This window comes from Streptomyces sp. NPDC003284 (assembly GCF_053589675.1).
In genome coordinates, this window is record NZ_JBSFSI010000011.1 from 196,252 (window position 1) to 218,980 (window position 22,729).

General features: G+C 72.4%; 22 protein-coding genes. 9 read left to right on the plus strand and 13 right to left on the minus strand.

What is annotated here, in order from left to right; translation table 11 throughout:
- Window positions 1–73: 73 nt before the first annotated feature.
- Both ACWDYF_RS23490 and ACWDYF_RS23495 read left to right on the plus strand, forming a co-directional pair.
- Entirely contained in the window at window positions 74–2,446 is a 2,373-nt protein-coding gene (locus ACWDYF_RS23490) for a ribonucleoside-diphosphate reductase subunit alpha (RefSeq protein ID WP_389466329.1), read from the plus strand.
- Window positions 2,446–3,465: a ribonucleotide-diphosphate reductase subunit beta gene (locus ACWDYF_RS23495; protein WP_389466326.1), complete on the plus strand. Its 1,020-nt coding sequence runs from the start codon at window positions 2,446–2,448 to the stop codon at window positions 3,463–3,465. The genes ACWDYF_RS23490 and ACWDYF_RS23495 overlap by 1 nt, the downstream gene beginning before the upstream one ends.
- Here ACWDYF_RS23495 and ACWDYF_RS23500 read toward each other — a convergent pair.
- Entirely contained in the window at window positions 3,378–3,641 is a 264-nt protein-coding gene (locus tag ACWDYF_RS23500; RefSeq protein ID WP_389466320.1) for a hypothetical protein, read from the minus strand. The genes ACWDYF_RS23495 and ACWDYF_RS23500 overlap by 88 nt on opposite strands.
- A 93-nt stretch (window positions 3,642–3,734) precedes the next feature.
- On the opposite strand from ACWDYF_RS23500, the gene ACWDYF_RS23505 reads away from it, so the two are divergent.
- Complete coding sequence (locus ACWDYF_RS23505; RefSeq protein ID WP_389466318.1) at window positions 3,735–4,700, plus strand: GlxA family transcriptional regulator; 966 nt, start codon at window positions 3,735–3,737, stop codon at window positions 4,698–4,700.
- Between the two features lie 28 nt (window positions 4,701–4,728).
- Here the strand turns inward: ACWDYF_RS23505 and ACWDYF_RS23510 are convergent, their stop codons facing one another.
- From ACWDYF_RS23510 to ACWDYF_RS23555, 10 genes are all read right to left on the minus strand, one after another.
- A complete protein-coding gene (locus ACWDYF_RS23510) occupies window positions 4,729–6,135 on the minus strand; it encodes a bifunctional albaflavenone monooxygenase/terpene synthase (RefSeq protein ID WP_389466315.1) in 1,407 nt (468 codons plus the stop codon).
- Window positions 6,132–7,187: an epi-isozizaene synthase gene (gene cyc1, locus ACWDYF_RS23515; RefSeq protein ID WP_389466312.1), complete on the minus strand. Its 1,056-nt coding sequence runs from the start codon at window positions 7,185–7,187 to the stop codon at window positions 6,132–6,134. The genes ACWDYF_RS23510 and cyc1 overlap by 4 nt, the downstream gene beginning before the upstream one ends.
- Window positions 7,188–7,538: 351 nt before the next feature.
- Entirely contained in the window at window positions 7,539–8,189 is a 651-nt protein-coding gene (def, locus tag ACWDYF_RS23520) for a peptide deformylase (protein ID WP_389466307.1), read from the minus strand.
- Between the two features lie 75 nt (window positions 8,190–8,264).
- Window positions 8,265–9,245: a tetratricopeptide repeat protein gene (locus ACWDYF_RS23525; protein WP_018571335.1), complete on the minus strand. Its 981-nt coding sequence runs from the start codon at window positions 9,243–9,245 to the stop codon at window positions 8,265–8,267.
- Between the two features lie 104 nt (window positions 9,246–9,349).
- Window positions 9,350–10,570 (minus strand): HD-GYP domain-containing protein, encoded by a 1,221-nt coding sequence (locus ACWDYF_RS23530; protein ID WP_389466300.1) that lies wholly within the window; start codon window positions 10,568–10,570, stop codon window positions 9,350–9,352.
- Window positions 10,567–11,931, minus strand: coding sequence for an HD-GYP domain-containing protein (locus ACWDYF_RS23535; RefSeq protein WP_389466298.1), 1,365 nt, complete (start codon window positions 11,929–11,931; stop codon window positions 10,567–10,569). The genes ACWDYF_RS23530 and ACWDYF_RS23535 overlap by 4 nt, the downstream gene beginning before the upstream one ends.
- A gap of 132 nt (window positions 11,932–12,063) precedes the next feature.
- The gene (gene rsrA, locus ACWDYF_RS23540; protein ID WP_018571332.1) at window positions 12,064–12,393 is read right to left on the minus strand and encodes a mycothiol system anti-sigma-R factor; all 330 of its coding nucleotides are present in this window, start codon (window positions 12,391–12,393) and stop codon (window positions 12,064–12,066) included.
- Complete coding sequence (gene sigR / locus ACWDYF_RS23545; RefSeq protein WP_018571331.1) at window positions 12,390–13,085, minus strand: RNA polymerase sigma factor SigR; 696 nt, start codon at window positions 13,083–13,085, stop codon at window positions 12,390–12,392. The genes rsrA and sigR overlap by 4 nt, the downstream gene beginning before the upstream one ends.
- A gap of 320 nt (window positions 13,086–13,405) precedes the next feature.
- Window positions 13,406–14,044 (minus strand): alpha/beta hydrolase family protein, encoded by a 639-nt coding sequence (locus tag ACWDYF_RS23550; protein ID WP_389466293.1) that lies wholly within the window; start codon window positions 14,042–14,044, stop codon window positions 13,406–13,408.
- Window positions 14,045–14,136: 92 nt separating this feature from the next.
- Window positions 14,137–15,000, minus strand: a complete 864-nt coding sequence (locus ACWDYF_RS23555; protein WP_389466290.1) for an SOS response-associated peptidase — start codon at window positions 14,998–15,000, stop codon at window positions 14,137–14,139.
- A 48-nt stretch (window positions 15,001–15,048) separates the two neighbouring features.
- Here ACWDYF_RS23555 and ACWDYF_RS23560 point away from each other — a divergent pair, with 48 nt between their 5' ends.
- From ACWDYF_RS23560 to ACWDYF_RS23575, 4 genes are all read left to right on the plus strand, one after another.
- Window positions 15,049–15,771 (plus strand): M50 family metallopeptidase, encoded by a 723-nt coding sequence (locus ACWDYF_RS23560; RefSeq protein ID WP_018571328.1) that lies wholly within the window; start codon window positions 15,049–15,051, stop codon window positions 15,769–15,771.
- 56 nt (window positions 15,772–15,827) lie between these two features.
- A complete protein-coding gene (gene aroA, locus ACWDYF_RS23565) occupies window positions 15,828–17,159 on the plus strand; it encodes a 3-phosphoshikimate 1-carboxyvinyltransferase (protein WP_381742485.1) in 1,332 nt (443 codons plus the stop codon).
- A gap of 17 nt (window positions 17,160–17,176) precedes the next feature.
- On the plus strand, window positions 17,177–18,187 hold the full coding sequence (gene rsgA / locus ACWDYF_RS23570; protein WP_018571326.1) for a ribosome small subunit-dependent GTPase A: 1,011 nt from the start codon (window positions 17,177–17,179) through the stop codon (window positions 18,185–18,187).
- Window positions 18,188–18,293: 106 nt separating this feature from the next.
- Entirely contained in the window at window positions 18,294–18,617 is a 324-nt protein-coding gene (locus tag ACWDYF_RS23575; protein WP_389466285.1) for a DMT family transporter, read from the plus strand.
- A gap of 95 nt (window positions 18,618–18,712) precedes the next feature.
- Here ACWDYF_RS23575 and ACWDYF_RS23580 read toward each other — a convergent pair whose 3' ends face one another.
- On the minus strand, window positions 18,713–19,402 hold the full coding sequence (locus ACWDYF_RS23580; protein ID WP_389466282.1) for a TetR/AcrR family transcriptional regulator: 690 nt from the start codon (window positions 19,400–19,402) through the stop codon (window positions 18,713–18,715).
- 161 nt (window positions 19,403–19,563) lie between these two features.
- On the opposite strand from ACWDYF_RS23580, the gene hisN reads away from it, so the two are divergent.
- Both hisN and ACWDYF_RS23590 read left to right on the plus strand, forming a co-directional pair.
- Window positions 19,564–20,364 (plus strand): histidinol-phosphatase, encoded by an 801-nt coding sequence (gene hisN / locus ACWDYF_RS23585; protein ID WP_018571323.1) that lies wholly within the window; start codon window positions 19,564–19,566, stop codon window positions 20,362–20,364.
- 243 nt (window positions 20,365–20,607) lie between these two features.
- The gene (locus ACWDYF_RS23590; protein WP_026253138.1) at window positions 20,608–21,009 is read left to right on the plus strand and encodes a CBS domain-containing protein; all 402 of its coding nucleotides are present in this window, start codon (window positions 20,608–20,610) and stop codon (window positions 21,007–21,009) included.
- Between the two features lie 133 nt (window positions 21,010–21,142).
- Here ACWDYF_RS23590 and ACWDYF_RS23595 read toward each other — a convergent pair whose 3' ends face one another.
- Window positions 21,143–22,594 (minus strand): catalase, encoded by a 1,452-nt coding sequence (locus ACWDYF_RS23595; RefSeq protein ID WP_381742481.1) that lies wholly within the window; start codon window positions 22,592–22,594, stop codon window positions 21,143–21,145.
- Window positions 22,595–22,729 lie beyond the last annotated feature (135 nt).

The window sequence follows — 22,729 nt, forward strand, 5'->3', positions numbered from 1 at the left end:
CGGCGCCGTGCGCGCTCGTGCTGCCGCTCCCTGCCCTCGCCGAGGCTCCGTGCCGAGCGAGGGAGAGCCACACGTGACCATCGCGCCCGCCGATCCGGTCTCAGCCGAGGGCCGCCTGGAGAACGACGGTCCCGGTGCCGCGCTGCTGCGGACCCTGACCGAGCTGACCGCCGACCTCCCCGACGCCGACCCCGGCCGGGTCGCCGCCGCCGCGCTGCGCGGCCGTTCGGCCCGCGCGGACGAGGCGGAGCTGCGGGAGCTGGCCACCGAGGCCGCCGCCGGGCTCATCTCCGAGGACCCCGCCTACTCCCGGCTCGCCGCCCGCCTGCTGACGCTCTCCATCCGGGCCGAGGCCGCCTCCCAGGGCGTCACCTCCTTCACCGAGTCCGTCGCCGTGGGCCACCGGGAGGGACTGATCGCCGACCGGACCGCCGCGTTCACCCGGCTGCACGCGGCCCGCCTGGACGCGCTGGCCGACCCGTCCGCCGACGACCGCTTCGGCTACTTCGGCCTGCGCACCGTGCACAGCCGCTACCTGCTGCGGCACCCGATCACCCGCAAGGTGATCGAGACGCCCCAGCACTTCATGCTGCGGGTGGCCGCCGGTCTCGCCGAGGACGACAGCACCCGGGCCGTCGACGAGGTCGCCGCGCTCTACGGGCTGATGAGCCGCCTGGACTACCTCCCCTCCTCCCCCACGCTCTTCAACTCCGGCACCCGCCACCCGCAGATGTCCTCCTGCTATCTGCTCGACTCCCCCAAGGACGAGCTGGACAGCATCTACGACCGCTACCACCAGGTCGCCCGGCTCTCCAAGCACGCGGGCGGCATCGGTCTGGCCTACTCCCGCATCCGCTCGCGCGGTTCGCTGATCCGCGGCACCAACGGGCACTCCAACGGCATCGTGCCGTTCCTGAAGACCCTCGACGCCTCGGTGGCCGCGGTGAACCAGGGCGGGCGGCGCAAGGGCGCGGCGGCCGTCTACCTGGAGACCTGGCACTCCGACATCGAGGAGTTCCTGGAGCTGCGCGACAACACCGGTGAGGACGCGCGCCGCACCCACAACCTCAACCTGGCGCACTGGGTGCCGGACGAGTTCATGCGCCGGGTCAACGCCGACGCGCAGTGGTCGCTGTTCTCCCCGGCGGACGTGCCGGAGCTGGTGGACCTGTGGGGCGACGAGTTCGACGCGGCCTACCGCAGGGCCGAGGAGGCCGGGCTCGCGCAGAAGACGATGCCCGCCCGCGAGCTGTACGGCCGGATGATGCGCACCCTGGCGCAGACCGGCAACGGCTGGATGACCTTCAAGGACGCCGCCAACCGCACCGCCAACCAGACGGCGGAGCCCGGCCACGTCATCCACTCCTCGAACCTGTGCACGGAGATCCTGGAGGTCACCGACGACGGGGAGACGGCGGTCTGCAACCTCGGCTCGGTCAACCTCGGCGCCTTCGCCGACCCCGAGACGGGTGACCTGGACTGGGAGCGGCTGGACGAGACGGTCCGCACCGCCGTCACCTTCCTGGACCGGGTCGTCGACATCAACTTCTACCCGACCGAGCAGGCGGGCCGCTCCAACTCCCGCTGGCGGCCGGTCGGCCTGGGCGCGATGGGCCTCCAGGACGTCTTCTTCAAACTGCGGCTGCCCTTCGAGTCCCCCGAGGCGAAGGCCCTGTCGACCCGCATCGCCGAGCGGATCATGCTGGCCGCCTACGAGGCGTCCACCGACCTCGCCGAGCGCAACGGGCCCCTGCCCGCCTGGGAGAAGACCCGCGCCGCCCGGGGCGTGCTGCACCCCGACCACTACGACGTGGAGCTGACCTGGCCCGAGCGCTGGGCGGCCCTGCGCGAGCGGATCGCCGCCGTCGGCATGCGCAACTCGCTGCTGCTGGCCATCGCGCCGACCGCCACCATCGCCTCCATCGCGGGCGTCTACGAGTGCATCGAGCCGCAGGTCTCCAACCTGTTCAAGCGCGAGACGCTCTCGGGCGAGTTCCTCCAGGTCAACTCCTACCTGGTGCGCGACCTCAAGACGCTCGGCGTCTGGGACGCCCGCACCCGCGAGGCGCTGCGCGAGTCCAACGGCTCGGTGCAGGACTTCGCGTGGATCCCCGAGGACGTACGGCGGCTGTACCGCACGGCGTGGGAGATCGGGCAGCGCTCTCTGATCGACATGGCCGCGGCCCGCACCCCGTTCCTCGACCAGGCGCAGTCGCTGAACCTGTTCCTGGAGACGCCGACCATCGGCAAGCTCTCCTCGATGTACGCCTACGCCTGGAAGCAGGGGCTGAAGACCACCTACTACCTGCGCTCCCGTCCGGCGACCCGGATCGCCCGCGCCGCCCAGGCGCAGACCCGCGCCGCCGTCCCCGCCCAGCAGGTGGCCGACCCCGACGCGGTCGCCTGCTCCCTTGAGAACCCCGAGTCCTGCGAGGCCTGCCAGTGATGACCAGCACCAACCGTGACAAGAACCTGCTCGACCCGGGCTTCGAACTGACCCTGCGTCCCATGCGGTACCCGGACTTCTACGACCGCTACCGGGACGCCATCAAGAACACCTGGCACGTGGAGGAGGTCGACCTCCACTCGGACGTCGCCGACCTCGCCAAGCTCACCGCGAGCGAGCAGCACCTCATCGGCCGCCTGGTGGCGTTCTTCGCCACCGGTGACTCGATCGTCGCCAACAACCTGGTGCTCACGCTCTACAAGCACATCAACTCCCCGGAGGCGCGCCTGTACCTGTCGCGCCAGCTGTTCGAGGAGGCCGTGCACGTCCAGTTCTATCTGACGCTGCTGGACACCTACCTGCCCGACCCGGAGGACCGGGCGGCGGCCTTCGCGGCGGTGGAGAACATCCCCTCCATCCGCGAGAAGGCGGAGTTCTGCTTCAAGTGGATGGACTCGGTCGAGAAGCTGGACCGGCTGGAGAGCAGGTCGGACCGCCGGCGCTTCCTGCTCAACCTGATCTGCTTCGCCGCCTGCATCGAGGGCCTGTTCTTCTACGGCGCCTTCGCCTACGTCTACTGGTTCCGCAGCCGCGGTCTGCTGCACGGTCTCGCCACGGGCACCAACTGGGTGTTCCGGGACGAGACGATGCACATGTCGTTCGCGTTCGACGTGGTGGACACCGTGCGCAAGGAGGAGCCGGACCTCTTCGACGACCAGCTGGAGCAGCAGGTCACCGACATGCTGCGGGAGGCCGTCGAGGCCGAGTTGCAGTTCGCGCGCGACCTGTGCGGTGACGGCCTCCCGGGGATGAACACCGAGTCGATGCGGCAGTACCTGGAGTGCGTGGCCGACCAGCGGCTGACCCGCCTGGGCTTCGCTCCGGTCTACGGTTCCGAGAACCCCTTCTCCTTCATGGAGCTCCAGGGTGTTCAGGAGCTGACCAACTTCTTCGAGCGGCGTCCGTCCGCGTACCAGGTCGCGGTGGAGGGCACCGTCGACCTGGACGAGGACTTCTGAGCCTCCGGCTCATGTGTCGCGGACTCCTGGTCCCGGTGGGCCTGCTGTGCCTCCCTGATGCTGCGGTCGATGCGCCGGTCGCGCAGGATGCCGAGCACCGAGGGCAGCACCATCAGGGCCAGGAGTCCGAAGGTGAAGAGCATTCCGATCAGGGCTTCTGTCTGGTCTGCGTTCATGCACACCACTGTCGCGCCGGACACTCCTGACCGTGAGTGGCAGGACTGCCGTAGACCTTCAAATTCCTGCCATCGGTGCGGCACACTGGTGGCATGTTGCAGAACGTGGCCGCCGTCCTGCTGGACGGCGTGCACCCCTTCGAGCTGGGTGTGGTCTGCGAGGTCTTCGGCATCGACCGCAGCGACGACGGGCTGCCCCGGTACGACTTCGCGGTGGTCTCCGCCGAGGGGCCCTCGCTGGGCACCCATGTCGGCGGCCTGGGCATCACCACGCCGTACGGGCTGGACCGGCTCGACGAGGCCGATCTGATCGCCGTGCCCGCCGGGAACGACTTCGCCACCCGGGTCTACCCGCCCGAGCTGCTGGCCGCCCTCCGACGGGCCGTCGACCGGGGCGCGCGGGTGCTCAGCGTGTGCTCCGGCGTGTTCGTGCTGGGCGCCGCCGGACTGCTGGAGGGGCGGCGCTGCGCGGTGCACTGGCACCACGCGGCCGAGCTGGTCCGGCAGTATCCGCACGCCACCGTCGAGGCGGACGTGCTCTACGTCGACGCGGACCCGGTGATCACCTCGGCCGGCACGGCGGCCGGTATCGACGCCTGTCTGCACATCGTGCGCAAGGAGCAGGGCCCCGAGGTCGCCAACAAGATCGCCCGGCGGATGGTGGTGCCGCCGCACCGGGACGGCGGCCAGGCGCAGTACATCGAGCGGCCGCTGCCCAGATCGCGCTGCGACACCGTGGGCGAGGTGCTGGTCTGGATGGAGCGGCACCTCGACGAGGAGGTCACCGTCGAGCAGCTCGCCGCCCGCGCCCACATGTCGCCGCGCACCTTCGCCCGCCGGTTCCAGCAGGAGACGGGCACCACTCCGTACCGCTGGATCCTGCGCCAGCGGGTGCTGCTGGCGCAGCGCCTGCTGGAGGGCACGGACGAGACGATGGACGCGATCGCCGACCGCACCGGGTTCGGCACGGCGGCGGCCCTGCGCCACCAGTTCGTCCGCGCGCTGGGCACCACGCCGAAGGCCTACCGGCGCGCGTTCAGGGGCCCGCAGGCCGCCTGAACGCGCGCTCGCCGGTCGGTGGCGGGGGTCAGCGGGGCAGCGCCCGCAGCAGCAGGCGGCGCGGGCGCAGGGTGATCCCGATGCGCGGCCTGGGGTCGGAGCCGGGCGCCTGCTCGAAGCGGTAGGCGGTGGCGATCGCGGCGGTGAGCAGGGTGAGTTCGGCCATCGAGAAGTGGTCGCTCGGGCACTTGCGGTTGCCCACGCTGAACGGGCTCATCGCGTACTTGGGGACCTCCTTGGAGCGCTCCGGGAGCCAGCGGTCCGGGTCGAAGTCCTCGTGCCGCCCGTAGGAGCGGTGGTCGCGCTGGATGGCGTAGGGGCTGTAGATGACGTCCGCGCCGGCCGGAATGCGGTAGCCGCCCAGTTCGGTGTCGGCGACCGTGCGGCGGGTCAGAATCCAGACGGCCGGATAGAGGCGCAGTGTCTCCGTGACGACATTCGCCGTGTACCGCAGTTCTCGGACGTCCTCGAATGCGACGGGGCGGTCACCCACCACGGTTTTCACCTCGTCGCGGATCTTGTCGCCGAGATCCGGGCGCTCGGTGAGAACGAGAAGCAGCGACATGATCATGGAGCCGACGGTTTCGCTGCCCGGGGTGAGTATCGCGATCACCTGATCATGGATCTCCTGCTCCCCAATAGGCTCGCCATTCTCGTCCTTCGCCTCCAGCAAAGCCGTCAGCAAATCGTCCGGTTTTTGACCGCTTGCCCTCCGGTCCGCGACGATCTCGTCGACCAGGAGATGCAAATCGGCCAATGCGCGGTTGAATTCGCGGTTGGACCTGACCGGCACCTTGTAGAGGGGGCCCAGCGGCACCACCATGCGCTGGTACATGCCGCTGAACAGGGTGGCCAGGGCCGCGCAGATGCGCTCGGCGCGGGCGTCCATGTAGCTGCCGCGCATCAGGCACCGGGCGGCGACGCGCACGGCGACCCGGAAGGACTCCGCGGTCACGTCGAGCACCTGCCCCGAGCGCCACCGCTCGACGAGGGCGTGCGCCTCCTCGGTCATGATCGGCCCGTACTCGGGGAGCACGTCGAGCCGGAAGGCGGGCTGGATGGTGCGGCGCTGGCGCCGGTGCAGCGGCCCGTTGGCGGTGGCCACGCCCTCCTTGCCGAGCAGGCTCTCCAGCGACTCCCACAGCGGCCCGGCGATGATGTAGTCGGGGCTGAGGGCCAGCGCGCCGGTGAGGTCGGGCGCGGTGACGGCGTACACCGTCTTGGGGCCGAGCCTGAGCCGGACCACCTCGCCGTGGTCGCGCAGCCCGCCCAGGAAGGCCAGCGGGTCGCGGGCCAGCCGCAGCCCGTGGCCGAGGAGCGGCACGGCGCCGCCGGCCAGCGGCGGCCGGCCCGGCGGCCGTCCTGCCCGCGGGCCCGGAGCCGCCTGCGTACCCGTCTGCGACCCGTCCTCGGGCTTCACCGACTCGACGGTCATTTCTCACCTGCCGCTTCATTGTTGACGTACGGGGGCGTGGACCGGTCGTCCCAGCTGTCGACCATGTAACGGCCGGACTCGTGGTGGAACCAGTAGACGGAACTGAACCAGTTGCGCATATTTCCGAGGCAGGCCCTGACGGCGGAAGCCCATTCCTTTCCCCGCACCGTGCCGTCCGCGAGGCCGTCGGCGAACCGTAATCCCTCCTGCTCCGCGACGAGGAATTCATCAATGCATTCCTCCACCCGGCGGCGGATTTCCGCTATGGCTTCCTCAAGACTCAGTCCCTCGTGTTTGACAAGACTTATCCCGAGGTTGTGCACCTCGTCACCCGCGATCTCCTTGGGCAGTGAACACAGATCGTTGTACCAGGCGGCGAATTCCTGGCTCAGCAGGGCCGGACGCCGGTATGCGGGATGTCTGCGGACGGAATCGGGGAGTTCGGTCCCCGCGCTCGGTTCCAGCAGATCCGTCCAGATCCAGTGGGCGAAGGTGAGGCGGCGCAGCGCGAGGTACTCCTCGACCGTGGGGACGACGCCGTGGGCGCGGTTGTGGAACTCCCGGTCGTAGGCGTCGATCACCGCGTGGAAGTGCCGGGCGAAGCGGGCGTTCCAGGTGTCCGGCAGGAACGCGTACAGCCGCAGCACGCTGTCCGCGAACCCCGCCACCAGCACGTCCGGGTGGCGCAGATGGTCCCGGGGGGCGTCCAGCGCCGTGTGCAGCGCGCGGCGCAGCCTGCGCCAGGCGCCCGGCCGCCCGTGGACGATGTCCCGGTCGTGGCGGTCGTCCCAGAGGAAGAACCAGGCGCTGTAGTCCGCGATGGCCTGGAGCACCGCGTCCGGGGCGCCGAGGTAGTACCCCGCCATGAGGTCGGTGTAGCGCAGGCCGTCGGCGTGCTGCTCCACCTTGTCCGCGGGCATGAGCCGCTTTTCCAGCAGCCAGCCCCGGGTCTTCTCCTGGAGTGCGGGCCAATAGGCGTGCAACTGCCTGGGAAACGCGGCCTCGATCACCGGGAGGGCGAGCGACGTCGGTACCGCCGCCACCGTCGCCATGGGTATGGATGTGGATGTCGATGTGGTGCTGTATGGGAAAGCCGGCACGAACAACCCCTCTCAGCCGCCGGTGGCGTCCGCCCCTTCCGCTGTGCCCGGCGCACGCCGTCGCGCATCCCCGCTCTCCCATTCAGCACCACAACTGACCGTTCTGGGAACGGATTTGCTTCACTCACCATCTGGGATGCCGCGAATATCCCCTTGTGTGACTGATTCTGATTCAACAGATGCGCACAAAGGATCGAATGCGCGAGTGACCGGGTGCGGACACAGGGACGGCGCCCGACCGGTAGGACGGTCGGGCGCCGTGTGCCGTGCGGGGCGCTGGGGCCCCGGGTGCCGGGAGTGCGCTCAGTCGTTGGCGACGACGGGGTAGCGCGGCTCGTTCTCGGCCATCTGCCGCAGCGCGTCCTTGCGCTCCCGCTTGGAGAGCCGGTCGATGTAGAGGTAGCCGTAGAGGTGGTCGGTCTCGTGCTGCAAACAGCGTGCGAAGTAGCCGGTGCCGCGCACCTTGACCTGGTTGCCCCGCTCGTCCTGGCCGGTCACCTCGGCGTAGTCGGGGCGGGCCAGCGGCGCGTAGGCGGTCGGCACGGACAGGCAGCCCTCGTTGCTGTCGTCCAGCCGGCGCCGGTCCGCGGGCAGCTCGACGAGCTTCGGGTTGCACAGCACGCCGACGTGCCGGACACCCTCGTCGTCCGGGCAGTCGTAGACGAAGACCTTCTTGCCGACGCCGATCTGGTTGGCGGCCAGGCCCACGCCCTCGGCGGTGCGCTGGCTGGCGAACATGTCCGCGACCAGTTGCCGGAGCTCGTCGCCGAAGTCGGTGACGTCCGCGCACTCCTTGTGCAGCACCGGATTGCCGACGACCGTGATCGGCCGCGAGGTGCCGCGCTCACGCCAGGCCGCCTCGCGCGCCTCGCAGTCCTCCGTGTCCACGACATAGCCCTCGTCGTCGACGGGGAGCACGCCCGCGTGCTGCTGATCGGTGTCCTGCTGCGCCATGACCGACGTACGCCTTCCTGCAAGCCTGAGAAGTTCTGCCCGTACAGCCTACGGGGAGCGGGACGCGCCCGTGGTTCAGCAGACCTCTTCGAGATCGCGCCAGTCACGGGAGTCGGGGCTGTCCGCGACCCAGCCGTCCAGCAGCCCGCGCACCAGCGAGGCCGGGGCCGCCACCCCGCACTCCCGCTCCGGCACCCACAGCTGCCCGTCGGTGCGGTGGCCCAGCGGTCCCGGGTGCCCCGGCTCGCTGTGGTCGTGCGGGTCCAGGTGCTCGCCGTCGCCCTCGTCGGAGGGCATCCGCGACTCCGAGCAGGTGCGGCAGAGCAGCCGTACCGAGGAGGACCAGTCCTCGGCGGCGAAGCCCGCGTCGGCGGCGAGCTGCTCCAGGGCGTCCCGGTCGGCCTCGGTGGCGGCCTCCAGCAGCACCACCCAGGTGGGCACCGGCGAGGGCGCCCACAGCTCGATCTCGTCGAAGACGGGGAAGCTGTGCCCGGCCGCGGTGGTCCGCTCGCCGTGCGGCACCCCGTCGTGCAGCACGACCTCGCCCCAGCGCCGCCCGGAGGAGGGCAGCGGGATGGACAGCACCTCGATCCGGGCCGGGTCGAGCCGGCGCCCCCAGACCACCTCGGCCTCGCCCTCCGGTGACAGCCGCACCGCGGCGCTGCCCAGCTCCATGCCGACCGGCTCGCCCGCGGCGGCCGCGCCGCCGGGCACCTTCAGGCCGTACGCCTGCCAGGAGCGCCGGGCCAGCGGCCAGTCCTGGAGCGCGGTGGCGGCGATCCCCACGTTCCACCAGTCGGGCGCCCCGCTCTCCCGCTCCAGCAGGGCCACCGCCCGCAGGCCCGCGGCCCGCGCCTGCTCCCAGTCGTGCCGGAACTTGTGCAGCAGGGCGAGGTTGAACCAGGACTCCGACAGCCAGGGCTCCAGATCGGCGGCGCGCGTCAGCAGCGCGCCCGCGTCCTCGTACCGGCCGTCGCCGATCAGGGTGAACGCGCGGTCGGTGGCCTGCCGCCAGGAGGCGGAGGGCCGGTGCCGTCCCTTGCCGAAGATCCTCACGATTCCCGCCTGCCAGTTCCGTCGTATGGGCTGGCTCTGCCCCCGGACACCCTTTCCTTCGCATCCAACCACGTACGGCTTGAGGGGCGCTCATTACCCATGGGTTACCCCGCTGCGGGAGGAGTCAGACCGTCCCGGGCCAGCACCCGGGCCAGGGATTCCACCACCTCGGCCGCGTAGGCGTCCGCGGTGGCCAGCCGCAGTTCCTCCAGCGCCCGCAGCGGGCCGTGGGGTCCGCCTGCCCGCGCCTTCTCGTCGTAGGCGTTGACGGCCCGCACGATCCGCGCGGCCCGCGGCTGCTCGGCGCACGGGTCGGCCTGCCGCTCCACCACCACCGCGACCTCCCGGTCCACCCCGGCCTGCCGGACCACGGCACCGCCGAGCAGCGCGATCCGCCGCCGCCGGTCGGCGGGCAGGTCCGCCGTGGCACCCGCGGGCACCGGGTCGACCAGGCTGAGCTGGCCGATGTCGTGCATGAGCGCGGCATGCTCCAGCACGGTCAGCTCGGGTTCCGCCAGGCCCATGTCCCGGCCCACGGCCCGGCACAGCGCAGCCACCCGCCGGGCGTGTCCGTGCGGGGTGTACCCGGCGACCTCGGTGGCGCGGGCCAGCGAGGCGATGGTCTGCCGGTAGACGGCGCGCACGGCCGCGTACCGGCGCAGGGACAGCTGGGTGAGCAGCAGCGGCACGCAGAAGACGGGCAGCGCCCACAGCCCGGCCACCGCCACCCCCAGGGCCATCACCGCGCCCGTGGCGCACACCGCCGAGCCGATCCCGAGCAGACCGCGCAGCTCCTCGCGCAGCAGCGGGCCGAACGGCCACCGGGTGCGGCGGTGCGCGGACGCCGCGGCGAGCACCGCGCCGCACAGCGAGGTGAGCACCAGCAGGGCGACCAGCAGCAGCGCGTACGCGGGGCCGCTCAGCGACCGGAAGGCGCCCTCGTCGTACAGGGGTTGGAAGCAGACGGCGGCGAAGGCGACGGTCAGGACGCGGCGGGTGAGGTGGTCGAGGGTGCCGCTCCGGCCGCGGGCGATGTGCGGGACGCCGCCGAGCAGCGCGGCGGCCAGCACCACGGCCACGACCTGGCAGGTGCCGTGCCTGCTGTGGTGCCCGGCGACCTCGCCCAGCAGCGCGTACGACAGCGCCCCGGCGGCCCCGAGCGGCGCGGACTCGCGCAGTTCGCTCCCGGGCCGGCGGGTGAGTTCCCCGGCCAGGATCAGCACGCCGAAGGCGAGGGCGGCGCCGCGCTCCTCCAGACCGGTCCACAGGGTGACCGCCAGGCAGAGCGCGGCCACGAGGAGGGCGGCGGCGCGCAGCGGGGTCATCGGGGCGGGCCGGGCGACTCAGGCACGGGGGCCGGGTTCGTCGGGGTGTTCGGGTTCGTCGGGGTGTTCGGGGTGTTCGGGGTGTTCTCGTCGGCGGTGACCGCCGGGTGCCAGCCGTACCGGTCCAGGGCCCGCACCAGGGCGGCGACCATCCGCGGGTCGAACTGCGTCCCGGCGCAGCGCTCCAGCTCGTCCAGGGCGGCGCCGACCGGCCGGGCCCGCCGGTAGGAGCGGGTGGACGTCATCGCGTCGAAGGCGTCGGCGACGGCGACCACCCGGGCGCACTCGGGGATCTGGGCGCCGCACAGGCCGTAGGGGTAGCCGCTGCCGTCGAGGCGTTCGTGGTGGTGCAGGATCGCGGACCTGGCCTCGCCGAGGAAGGAGATGCCGCGCACCATCTCGTGCCCGTACTCGGGGTGCAGTTCGATCACGCGCCGCTCCTCGGGGGTGAGCGGACCGTCCTTGCGCAGCAGCCGGGTGGGGACGCCGAGTTTGCCGACGTCGTGCAGGATCCCGGCGAAGCGCAGCGTCTCGACGCGTTCGTCGTCCAGGCCCAGTTCCCGGGCGATCAGCACGGAGGCGCGGCCGACCCGCTCGCTGTGGCCGCGCGTGTACCCGTCCTTGAGGTCGACGGCCTGCACCAGGGCCCGGACGGTCGCCCGGTGCGCGGCGCGCTCGCGGTGGTACTGGGCGTACACCCACCAGGAGACGCACATGGGCAGCAGGACGAGGAGGGCGGCCACCGGCCCGTACCGGCTGCGCCACAGGACGGCCATCATCAGTCCGCCGAGCCCGTGCACGGCGATCGGCGCGAGCGAGCGGGCGAACCGGCCGCACCGGGCGTGCCGGGCCGCGGCGCCGCGCGGGCGCCCGCCGGGCGGGGATCCCGCCGCGAGCCGCCGGATCCCGCCGTCGAGCACGGTCAGCACCAGGCAGAACGCCGTCACGGCCGCGGCGGCGGGCAGCAGGGCGTAGGGGAAGTCACGGCCGACGACGGCGTCCCGGCCGCCCAGGTCCCCGTGCACGCGGGCGGCGGCCCACCCGGCGAGGGCGAGCTGGGCGGCCCGCCAGATCCGGCGCAGCGCCTCGGGCCGCGCTCCGGCCCGGGTGAGCAGAGCGCCGGGCAGCGGGACGAGCGCGGCGGCGGGCGGCGGCAGCAGGAAGGCCGCGGCCAGCAGGACGGGGTAGAACGGCCCGGCGCCGTGCCGCCGCACGAGCCCGTCGCAGGCCGCCGCGACCGCGGCGAGCGCGAGCACGGCCCACCAGGGCACGGGCAGGCCCGGCAGCGGCAGCAGACAGGCCAGGGCGGCGAGGGCGGCACAGGCGGCGTACGCGCGGGCCAGCGGCGGAACCGCCTCCATGACGCCCCTCCCCGGTCGTGCCTGTCCCCGGCCAGTGGGCCGAGCCTAGGGCGGCGGGAGGGGGGTCCGCGGGCCGATAACCCGCGGATTGGCACGTACGGGTGAAGCCGGGGCCGAGGGGAACGCCGGGGTTCAGGACTCCCGGGGGGTCACCGGTGCCGTGGCCACATCGCGGTCGGCGATGACGGGACGGTCGGAGACGGGCTGTCCCGAGCGGATCAGGTCGAGCCGGCCCATGACCTTGGCGCGCAGGTCCGCGGGCACGTCGTCATGGCCGCAGCACCGCTTGACCAGCTTCTTCACGGCCTGCTCCAGGCCGTACTTCTCCAGGCACGGTGAGCACTCGTCGAAGTGCTGCCGGAACTTGTCGCGGTCGACGTCCGGCATCTCGCTGTCGAGGAACTCGTACAGGTGGTCGAGTACCTCACTGCAGTCCGTTTCGTGCGGCTCTCCGCAGCTCATGAGCCCGAGCCTTTCGCTTCGTTCGACTCTCCGGCGCCGGCCGGGACCAGTCCGCGCTCGCGGGCGTAGTCCTCGAGCATGCCGCGCAGTTGACGACGGCCCCGGTGCAGCCGGGACATCACCGTACCGATGGGTGTCCCCATGATGTCCGCGATCTCCTTGTACGCAAAGCCCTCGACGTCCGCGAGATAGACGGCGATGCGGAATTCCTCGGGGATCGCCTGGAGCGCTTCCTTCACGTCCGAGTCGGGCAGGTGGTCGAGCGCCTGCGACTCCGCGGAGCGCAGACCCGTCGACATGTGCGACTCGGCGCGGGCGAGCTGCCAGTCCTCGATCTCCTCCGCGGCGCTGCGCTGGGGCTCGCGCTGCTTCTTGCGGTAGGAGTTGATGAAGGTGTTGGTCAGGATCCGGTACAGCCACGCCTTGAGGTTGGTGCCCTCGCGGAACTGGTGGAAGGACGCGTACGCCTTCGCGTAGGTCTCCTGCACCAGGTCCTCGGCGTCGGCCGGGTTGCGCGTCATGCGCAGCGCCGCCGAGTACATCTGGTCCAGGAACTCCAGGGCGTCCCGCTCGAAGCGCGCGCTGCGCTGGGCGGTCGACTCCGCGGCCGCGTCCGCACGCGCGCCCCGGCCCTCGGGCAGCTCCGCCTGGCCGTTGTCGGTCCCTGCGTCGGTACCGGGAACCGGACCCACCTCCTCAAGCGACGTCGCGAGACCGAAGGCGGCCCCACTCGTTTCGGAGGATAGACGACGATCCGGTCCGCCCGCCGCCCGAATAGGGGCGGTCTTGGCCGCGTGCAGCACCGACCAGTCGAGGTCGGCTCGGCCCGTGCGGCCTGCGCGTCCGGTGTCGGACACTGCCGGTCGCAGCCCGTCCGCAAGGTCGCGGCGGGTGACGGCCGGGCAGATGGTGGAACCCATGCGGCGGACTTCCTCTCGTGTGGCGTCGGCGCCGGGACATCAGCACTTCTGTCCGCCTCAACAGTGCGCACACGGCCCGCATTCCCGGGCCGTCACCCGAGTGAGCCGCACCACCGCACGACACCGTCGGTGAGGACGGCCAGCGCCTGTTCCTCGGTGGTCCCCGACCGTTTCGGCACCGCGAAGCCGTGGTCGCCGTAGGGGACGGTGATCAGCTCGTAGGGGCCCTCGGGGAACTCATCGGGCTTCCCGAAGGGGTCGTTGCCGCCCTGGACCACGAGGGTGGGGACCCCGGCGCCGAGCAGTTCACCGGCCCGGGACTTCTCCGGGCGGCCCGGCGGGTGCAGCGGGAAGCTGAGCGCGAGCACCGCGTGCGCGCCCAGCGGGGCCGCCGTACGGCAGGCCACGCGCGCGCCCGCGCTGCGCCCGCCCGCGACGACGGGCAGGCCCGGGGCGGTGAGCGCGGGCCAGACGCCGCGCCAGCCGGTGTCCAGGGTCTTCGGCGCGGGCGCCACCTTCTTGCCCGCCACCCGCCAGGGCTGCTCCACCAGGGCCACGCTCACCCCGTGCCCGGGGAGCGCGGCGGCCAGGGCCTTCAGGTCGCGGGCCTCGATGCCGCCGCCCGCGCCGTGGCTCACGGCGAGGACGAGACGCGGCCGTGCGGCCCGGTGCCAGGTGACGCGGGCGGTGCCCGCGTCCGTCTCGACGGTCTCGGAGGTGTCAGGGCTCACCCCGGAGAGGATGTCAGAAGGGCGGCCGGGCGGCCCGCCCGCGCACCTCCGGCACGGCCGGAAGGCGGCCCGCCCGCGCGTCCCCGGCACGGTCAGAAGAGGGTGCCCTCCTCCGGGGCCTCCAGCTCCTTCAGCAGTTCGGGCCCGTTGTTGCGGACATTGCTCACCGCGGTGGACACCGGGTAGGCGCGCATCAGGCCCTCGGGCGGCGGCGCCAGCAGCGCGCGCAGGTCGGCGGGGTCCGTGCGGGCCGGGTCCAGCCAGGCGTCCCAGCGGTCCGGGGTGAGCATCAGCGGCATCCGCGGATGGATGTCGGCCAGCGACCGCGGCCCCTCGGCCGGGCCCGCCGCCAGCGGCGCCGTCTCGGCCTCGGTGGTGATCACCGAGCAGGTCACCCACCACGCCCGCGGGTGGTCGTCGGGCAGCGTGCGGTCCCGCCAGAACTCGTACAGGCCCGCCATCGCGAACACCGAGCCGTCCGCCGGGGTGACGAAGTACGGCTGCTTGCGCGGGCGTTTGCGCCTGCCCTCGACCTCCAGATCGCGCTCCTCGGCGCCGGTGACCCACTCGTAGTAGCCGTCGGCGGGCACGATGCAGCGCCGGGCGGCGAAGGCGCGGCGGTAGGACGGCTTCTCGTGCACGGTCTCCGCGCGGGCGTTGATCATCCGGGCGGCGCCCTCGGGGCTCTTCGCCCAGGACGGCACCAGTCCCCACCGCAGCTTGCGCAGCTGCCGAACCGGACGCCCGTCCCCGGCGTCCTTCAGAGGACGGTCGAGGACGACGGGGACCTCCTTCGTGGGGGCCACGTTGTAGTCGGCCGCCAGGGTCTCCTCGGGCCCGTCCCCGTTCTCGGCGTTCTCGGCGTTCTCGGAGTTCTCGGCTTTCTCGGCTTTCTCGATCCCGAAGATCTGGGCAAGGTCCCCGGGACCCCGGCTCGCTGCATACCGTCCGCACATACGTGCCACACTGCCAGACTCCGAACGACGACAGGGAGCCCCTCAGGAATGGACAGCCTCGCCGCCGTCGCGCTGCCCGGCCTCTGGGACCGGCTCGTCGGCACCCAGCCCGACCCGGACCTGTGGGTGGTGCTCGCCACCGCTGCCGCCGCCCTCGCGGTGGTGGTCCCGCACACCCTGTGGCGGATATCCCGCAACGCCATCACCATCGCCCACGAGGGCGGCCACGGTCTGGTCGCCCTGCTCACCGGCCGCACGCTGACCGGGATCCGGCTGCACTCCGACACCAGCGGCCTCACCGTCAGCCGCGGCAAGCCGTACGGCCTCGGCATGATCCTCACGGCCGCGTCCGGCTACACCGCTCCCCCGCTGCTGGGGCTCGGCGGCGCCGCCCTGCTGGCCGCCGGGCACGTCACGCTGCTGCTGTGGGCGGCCACGGCACTGCTGGTGGCGATGCTGGTGATGATCCGCAACGCCTACGGGGTGCTGACCGTCGTCCTCACCGGCGGCACGTTCCTGCTGGTGTCCTGGCTGGCGGGACCGCAGGTGCAGGCCGCGTTCGCGTACGCCGTGGTCTGGTTCCTGCTGCTGGGCGGGGTGCGCCCGGCCTTCGAACTCCAGGTCAAGCGCTCGCGCGGGGGCGCCGGCGACTCGGACGCGGACCAGCTGTCCCGGCTGACGCACGTCCCGGCGGCCCTGTGGCTGTTCCTCTTCCACGCGGTGTCGCTGTGCTCGCTGATGGGCGGGGGCCGCTGGCTGCTCGGGATGTGATCGTCCGCAGCACCGTGGGGAGGGCCGGGGCGACGCCCTCCTTATAGAGTGGGCGCATGGCCCCGAACCCCGCCCACACCGCCCTCTGGCCCGCCCCGCACGCGAGCGGAGCCGTCGACGCGACGGTCCACGTGCCCGGGTCCAAGTCGGTCACCAACCGCGCCCTGGTCCTGGCCGCCCTGGCCTCCGAACCGGGCTGGCTGCGCCGCCCGCTGCGCTCCCGGGACACCCTGCTGATGGCCGGCGCGCTGCGGGAGATGGGCGTCGGCATCGAGGAGACGGTGTCGTCCAGCACCTCGGGTGCGGGCGGCTCCGGCGAGGCGTGGCGGGTGATCCCCGCCGGACTGCACGGCCCCGCCACGGTCGACGTGGGCAACGCCGGCACCGTGATGCGCTTCCTGCCGCCGGTCGCCGCGCTCGCCGACGGCCCCATCCGCTTCGACGGCGACCCGCGCTCCTACGAGCGTCCGCTGCACGGCGTGATCGACGCGCTGCGCGCCCTCGGCGCCCGGATCGACGACGACGGCCGCGGCGCGCTGCCGCTGACCGTGCACGGCGGCGGGGCCCTGGACGGCGGCCCGGTGGAGATCGACGCCTCCTCGTCCTCCCAGTTCGTCAGCGCCCTGCTGCTGTCCGGACCGCGTTTCAACCAGGGCGTCGAGGTCCGCCACACCGGGGCGACACTGCCGTCGATGCCGCACATCCGGATGACGGTGGACATGCTGCGCGCGGTCGGCGCCCAGGTGGACACCCCGGAGTCGGGCGGCGAGCCGAACGTGTGGCGGGTCACCCCGGGCGCGCTGCTGGGCCGGGACCTGACCGTCGAGCCGGACCTGTCGAACGCGCAGCCGTTCCTGGCGGCGGCGCTGGTGACCGGCGGCAAGGTCGTCGTCCCCGACTGGCCGGAGCGGACGACCCAGCCCGGCGACCGGCTGCGGGAGATCTTCACCGAGATGGGCGGCTCCTGCGAACTGTCCGACTACGGTCTGGTGTTCACCGGATCGGGTGCGGTGCACGGCATCGACGTGGACCTGGGCGAGGTCGGCGAGCTGACCCCCGGCATCGCGGCGGTCGCCGCGCTCGCCGACTCCCCCTCGACGCTGCGGGGCGTGGCGCATCTGCGGCTGCACGAGACGGACCGGCTGGCCGCGCTCACCAAGGAGATCAACGAACTCGGCGGCGATGTGACCGAGACCGCCGACGGACTGCACATCCGCCCGCGGCGGCTGCACGGCGGGGTCTTCCACACCTACGAGGACCACCGCATGGCGACGGCCGGTGCGATCATCGGCCTGGCGGTCGAGGGCGTGCAGATCGAGAACGTGGCGACGACGGCGAAGACCCTCCCGGACTTCCCCGAGCTGTGGACCGGGATGCTCGGGTCGTAGGGCGCAAGGAACACGTCATGCGCCGCTACGGCAAGCACACCGACGAGGACGACATCCGCTCCCGGCCCAACCGCAAGGGCAACCGGCCGCGCACCCACATCCGCCCCAAGCACGAGGACGCCGCCGAGGGCATGGTGCTCACCGTCGACCGGGGGCGGCTGACCTGCCTGGTCGACGGGCGCACGGTCGTCGCGATGAAGGCCCGCGAGCTGGGCCGCAAGGCCGCGGTCGTGGGCGACCAGGTGGCCCTGGTCGGCGATCTGACCGGCCAGAAGGACACCCTCGCCCGCATCGTCCGCATCGAGGAGCGCTCCTCCGTCCTGCGCCGCACGGCCGACGACGACGATCCCTACGAGCGCGTGGTCGTCGCCAACGCCGACCAGCTGGCCATCGTCACCGCGCTGGCCGACCCCGAGCCGCGCCCGCGGCTGATCGACCGCTGCCTGGTGGCGGCGTACGACGCGGGTCTGACCCCGCTGCTGGTGATGACCAAGTCGGACCTGGCGCCGCCGGACAAGCTCCTGGAGCTGTACGGGGCGCTGGACATCCCCCATGTCGTCACCAGCCGTGAGGAACTGGAGAGCGGCGGTGCGGCGGACCGGGTGCGCGCGCATCTGGGCGGCCGGGTCACGGCGTTCGTCGGGCACTCCGGCGTCGGCAAGACCACGCTCGTCAACGCGCTGGTCCCCGAGGAGCGACGGCGCACCACGGGACATGTGAACGCGGTGACCGGCCGGGGCCGGCACACCACCACCTCGGCGCTGGCGCTGCCGCTGGCGGGCGACGCGGGCTGGGTCGTCGACACCCCGGGCGTACGGTCCTTCGGGCTCGCCCACATCGACCCGTCCCGGGTCATCCTCGCCTTCCCCGACCTGGAGCCGGGCACCGAGGGCTGCCCGCGCGCGTGCAGCCACGACGAGCCGGACTGCGCGCTGGACGCCTGGGTGGCGGACGGCCACGCCGATCCGGCCCGGCTGTACTCGCTGCGCCGGCTGCTGGCCACCCGGGAGCGGACCGAGGGCGACTGAACCGGGCCGGGGCGCCCGCGTTGTTTGGCAGCCCCTCGGGCAGGTAAGTGCATAATCGCACCGAGCCGGAGCGGCCACGGAACGCGCACACACGGGAGGACAGCACATGGCGTGGCTGCTGGTCATCGTCGCGGGACTGCTCGAGACCGGCTTCGCCGTCTGTCTGAAACTCTCGCACGGCTTCACCCGGCTGTGGCCCACCATCGCCTTCGCCTGCTTCGCCCTCGGCAGCTTCGGTCTGCTCACCCTGTCGCTGCGCAAGCTGGACGTGGGGCCCGCCTACGCGGTGTGGACCGGCATCGGCGCGGCGGGCACCGCGATCTACGGGATGGTCTTCCTCGGCGACCTGGTGTCGACGCTGAAGATCGTCTCGATCAGCCTGGTCATCTTCGGCGTGATCGGACTCCAGCTCTCCGGCTCCTCGCACTGAGCCGCCGCGCGGTCGCAGGGACCGGTGTCGTCGCGGGGCCGGTGTCGTCGCGGGGCCGGTGTCGTCGCCGGGGGCGGTGTCACAGAGGGTCGCCTTCACAGAGGGCGGCGGCGCAGCGCTCCGCGCACCAGCGCGGCGACGTCGGCCTCTTCCGGCGGCGCGGCCACACAGGACAGCGCCAGCCTGAACACCAGTTCGCAGACGTCCGCGAGTTCGGCACCGTCCGCGGCGGGGGCGCGCGACACGCCCGGCGCGCACGGCACGTCCGCTCCGCCCCTCGCATCCCGTCCGCCCGGCACATCCGCTCGTCCCGGCCTGTCCCGGTCCTGCGGGCCGGACAGCGCGGCCACGGCCCGGTCGCGGACGGTCGTGAGCAGATCGGCGGGCGAGGGCAGTGCCCCGCGCCGGGCCGGGACGGCACCGAAGGGTGCGGCCGCCGACGGCCTGGGCACGGGCAGCCGTTCGTCCCAGCACCCGGTCAGCATGGCCCGCACCACCGCGTTGCCGTGGGCGGCCGACGCGGTCCACTCGGCCACGGCCGTCAGGCGCCGCACCGGATCACCGGCACCCGCCAAAGCGCGTTCCACACCGGCGAGATAGCCGTCCGCCTCGCTCCTGACCAGGGCCCGCGCCAGACCGTCCTTGCCGCCGAACTCGTTGTAGAGCGTCTGCCGCGACACGCCCGCCGCGGCGGCCACGTCCACCATCCGCACCGCGGACCACGGCCGCCGGGCCAGCGCCGTACGCGCGGCGTCCAGCAAGGATTCCCGCGCTGCCGGCATCATCGCCTCCCGGGGACGCGTGCAGGTCCCGTACGACGGCTCTGGAACCACAGGTTTGGCGCGCAAGAGGGCACTGTCAAGACTCCGCGACGGCATCCGGCGGACACCCCGCGTTCAGCTTCCCCTGTGGCATTGCGTCACCTCGGCCGGATACCGTTCCCCGCATGCCCGACTATCTCGACGATCTGCGCCTGGCCCACGTTCTCGCGGACGCGGCGGACGCCGCCACGATGGACCGCTTCAAGGCCCTCGACCTCAAGGTCGAGACGAAGCCCGACATGACCCCGGTCAGCGAAGCGGACAAGGCCGCCGAGGAGCTGATCCGCGGTCAGCTCCAGCGCGCCCGGCCGCGCGACGCGGTCCTCGGCGAGGAGTACGGCGTCGAGGGCACGGGCCCCCGGCGCTGGGTCGTCGACCCGATCGACGGCACCAAGAACTATGTGCGCGGTGTGCCCGTCTGGGCCACGCTGATCGCCCTGACCGAGGCGGGCGAGGGCGGCTACCAGCCGGTCGTCGGCCTCGTCTCCGCGCCCGCGCTGGGCCGCCGCTGGTGGGCGGCGAAGGGACACGGCGCGTTCACCGGGCGCAGCCTGTCGCAGGCCTCCCGCCTCCAGGTCTCCCGGGTCTCCTCGCTGCCGGACGCCTCCTTCGCGTACTCCTCGCTCAGCGGCTGGGAGGAGCAGGGACGGCTGGACGGCTTCCTCGACCTGACCCGCGAGGTGTGGCGCACGCGCGCGTACGGCGACTTCTGGCCGTACATGCTGGTCGCCGAGGGCGCGGTGGACATCTGCGCCGAGCCCGAGCTGTCGCTGTGGGACATGGCGGCGAACGCGATCGTCGTCACCGAGGCCGGCGGCACCTTCACCGGCCTCGACGGCCGGCCGGGACCGCACAGCGGCAACGCGGCGGCCTCCAACGGCCTGCTGCACGACGAGATGCTGGGGTATCTCAACCGGCGCGGCTGAATCACCACCGGCGCGGCCGGATCGCGGCGGACGCCCGTGCGCGCCCCCGTCCGGCCGCGCACGCCCTCTTGTTGCACCCCGTCCGGCCTGCGACTCTGGGAGCCCCCTCACTTGTGAACAAGTGAATCCCACCCTCACGCGGGCCGTTCCCGCACGGGTGCGCGTGCTCCGCGCCGCCCGTGCGGGAGCGTGCTCCGCGTGGATTCCTTGAGGAGGTGGCTCCGCCCCATGCCCGTCCCTCCCCTGCTCGTCCGTGACGCCATGAGCACGGTGGTCCTCACCATCGGCCCCGCCCACACCCTGCGCGAGGCCGCCGTCCTGATGTCCGCCCGCGGTGTCGGCGCCGCCGTCGTGCACGACCCCGACGCCGACGGCATCGGCATCCTCACCGAACGCGACATCCTCAACTCCGTCGGCCTGGGCCAGAACCCGGACGCCGAGCACGCCCACGCCCACACCACCACCGACGTGGTCTTCGCGGCCCCCGCCTGGACCCTGGAGGAGGCGGCCGGGGCCATGGCGCGCGGCGGTTTCCGTCATCTCATCGTCCTGGACGGCGGCGAGCCGGCCGGTGTGGTCTCGGTCCGCGACATCATCCGCTGCTGGGCGCCGGTGCGGCGGTACCCGGCCCGGGTACCGGTCTGAGCCCACGCGACGGACGCGGACGTACGGCGACGGACGACGCGGACGCACGACGGCAGACACGGACGTACGGCGGCGGGCCGGGTCCCCGAAGGAACCCGGCCCGCCCGTCCCGGCAAACGGTCCAGTGCCGGAGTCAGCCGCGCAGTGCTCGCACGGCGGCCTCCAGCCGCTTGCCGAAGTCTCCGTCGGCCTGACGGAAGTTGCCGACCGCGCGCTCGACGATGTCCTCGCGCGAGACCTGGGAGATCGCCCCGGCGAGATTGCCGATCAGCCGGTCCTTCTCCTCGTCCGTCATCAGCCGGTAGAGGTCGCCCGCCTGGACGAAGTCGTTGTCCTCGGCGTGCGCCGGGGCCGCGTGGTCGCCGGTGGCCCCGGTGACCCCGACGGGCTGCCACAGCGGCCGGTCCGTCTGGAACGGGCCGCCGAAGCTGTTCGGCTCGTAGTTCTTCGCGCCCTTGTGCCGGCCGTCGTACAGGAAGCCGTCCCGGGCGTGGGAGCGGGCCTCGGTCGCGTGCGGGCGGTTCACCGGCAGGTGCCCGGCGTTGATGCCGACGCGGTAGCGGTGGGCGTCGCCGTAGGCGAACAGGCGGCCCTGGAGCATCTTGTCCGGGGACGGACCGATGCCGGGCACGAAGTTGGCCGGGGTGAAGATCGACTGCTCGACCTCGGCGAAGACGTTCTCCGGGTTGCGGTTCAGCTCCAGCTTGCCGACCTCGATCAGCGGGTAGTCCGCGTGCGGCCACACCTTGGTCAGGTCGAACGGGTTGAAGCGGTACCCCGCCGCCTCGGCCGCCGGCATGATCTGCACGGACACCGTCCAGGACGGGAACTCGCCGCGCTCGATCGCCTCGCGCAGGTCGCGCTGGTGCGAGTCGGGGTCCTTGCCCGCCAGGACGTCCGCCTCCTCGGCGGTCAGGGTCTTGATGCCCTGGTCCGTCTTGAAGTGGTACTTGACCCAGAAGGACTCGCCGGCCTCGTTGTTCCACTGGTAGGTGTGCGAGCCGAAGCCGTCCATGTGGCGGTAGGAGGCCGGGATGCCGCGGTCACCGAAGAGCCAGGTCACCTGGTGCGTGCTCTCCGGGGACAGGCTCCAGAAGTCCCAGACGTTGTCCGGCTCCTGGCTGCCCGTGTACGGGTCGCGCTTCTGGGTGTGGATGAAGTCGGGGAACTTGATGGCGTCCTTGACGAAGAACACCGGGGTGTTGTTGCCGACGAGGTCGTAGTTGCCCTCCTCGGTGTAGAACTTCAGCGCGAAGCCGCGCGGGTCGCGCACCGCGTCCGCCGCGCCCAGGTTGCCCGCCACCGTGGAGAAGCGGAGGAAGGTCTCCGTCTCCTTGCCGACCTCGGAGAGGAACGCGGCACGGGTGTACGCGGTGACATCGGCGGTGACCGTGAACGTGCCGTAGGCGCCCGCGCCCCGCGCGTGCACCACGCGCTCCGGGATGCGCTCGCGGTTGAAGTGCGCCAGCTTCTCCAGCAGGTGCTGGTCCTGGACGAGAACCGGGCCGCCGACGCCCGCGGTCTCGCTGTTCTGGTTGTCGGCTACCGGAGCACCGGCCTCCGTGGTGAGCGGCCCCTGGGTCACGTCGCCTCCTGCGGCAATTTCTGTCGTACCTGTCGCTTGGCCGAAGCCAGTCCCGATCCTACAATGGACAATGTCTAAGTCAAGTGGAGCTCCAAAGTCACACTTGTTCGGGATCTGTTCTCGCTGCTGTTAGGC

Coding starts and splice junctions, on each gene's coding strand:
- ACWDYF_RS23495 (WP_389466326.1), top strand. CDS start 2,446: ATGACCAGCACCAACCGTGACAAGAACCTGCTCGACCCGGGCTTCGAA.
- ACWDYF_RS23500 (WP_389466320.1), bottom strand. CDS start 3,641: ATGAACGCAGACCAGACAGAAGCCCTGATCGGAATGCTCTTCACCTTC.
- ACWDYF_RS23505 (WP_389466318.1), top strand. CDS start 3,735: ATGTTGCAGAACGTGGCCGCCGTCCTGCTGGACGGCGTGCACCCCTTC.
- ACWDYF_RS23510 (WP_389466315.1), bottom strand. CDS start 6,135: ATGACCGTCGAGTCGGTGAAGCCCGAGGACGGGTCGCAGACGGGTACG.
- cyc1 (WP_389466312.1), bottom strand. CDS start 7,187: ATGGCGACGGTGGCGGCGGTACCGACGTCGCTCGCCCTCCCGGTGATC.
- def (WP_389466307.1), bottom strand. CDS start 8,189: ATGGCGCAGCAGGACACCGATCAGCAGCACGCGGGCGTGCTCCCCGTC.
- ACWDYF_RS23530 (WP_389466300.1), bottom strand. CDS start 10,570: ATGACCCCGCTGCGCGCCGCCGCCCTCCTCGTGGCCGCGCTCTGCCTG.
- ACWDYF_RS23535 (WP_389466298.1), bottom strand. CDS start 11,931: ATGGAGGCGGTTCCGCCGCTGGCCCGCGCGTACGCCGCCTGTGCCGCC.
- rsrA (WP_018571332.1), bottom strand. CDS start 12,393: ATGAGCTGCGGAGAGCCGCACGAAACGGACTGCAGTGAGGTACTCGAC.
- ACWDYF_RS23555 (WP_389466290.1), bottom strand. CDS start 15,000: ATGTGCGGACGGTATGCAGCGAGCCGGGGTCCCGGGGACCTTGCCCAG.
- ACWDYF_RS23560 (WP_018571328.1), top strand. CDS start 15,049: ATGGACAGCCTCGCCGCCGTCGCGCTGCCCGGCCTCTGGGACCGGCTC.
- aroA (WP_381742485.1), top strand. CDS start 15,828: ATGGCCCCGAACCCCGCCCACACCGCCCTCTGGCCCGCCCCGCACGCG.
- rsgA (WP_018571326.1), top strand. CDS start 17,177: ATGCGCCGCTACGGCAAGCACACCGACGAGGACGACATCCGCTCCCGG.
- ACWDYF_RS23575 (WP_389466285.1), top strand. CDS start 18,294: ATGGCGTGGCTGCTGGTCATCGTCGCGGGACTGCTCGAGACCGGCTTC.
- ACWDYF_RS23580 (WP_389466282.1), bottom strand. CDS start 19,402: ATGATGCCGGCAGCGCGGGAATCCTTGCTGGACGCCGCGCGTACGGCG.
- hisN (WP_018571323.1), top strand. CDS start 19,564: ATGCCCGACTATCTCGACGATCTGCGCCTGGCCCACGTTCTCGCGGAC.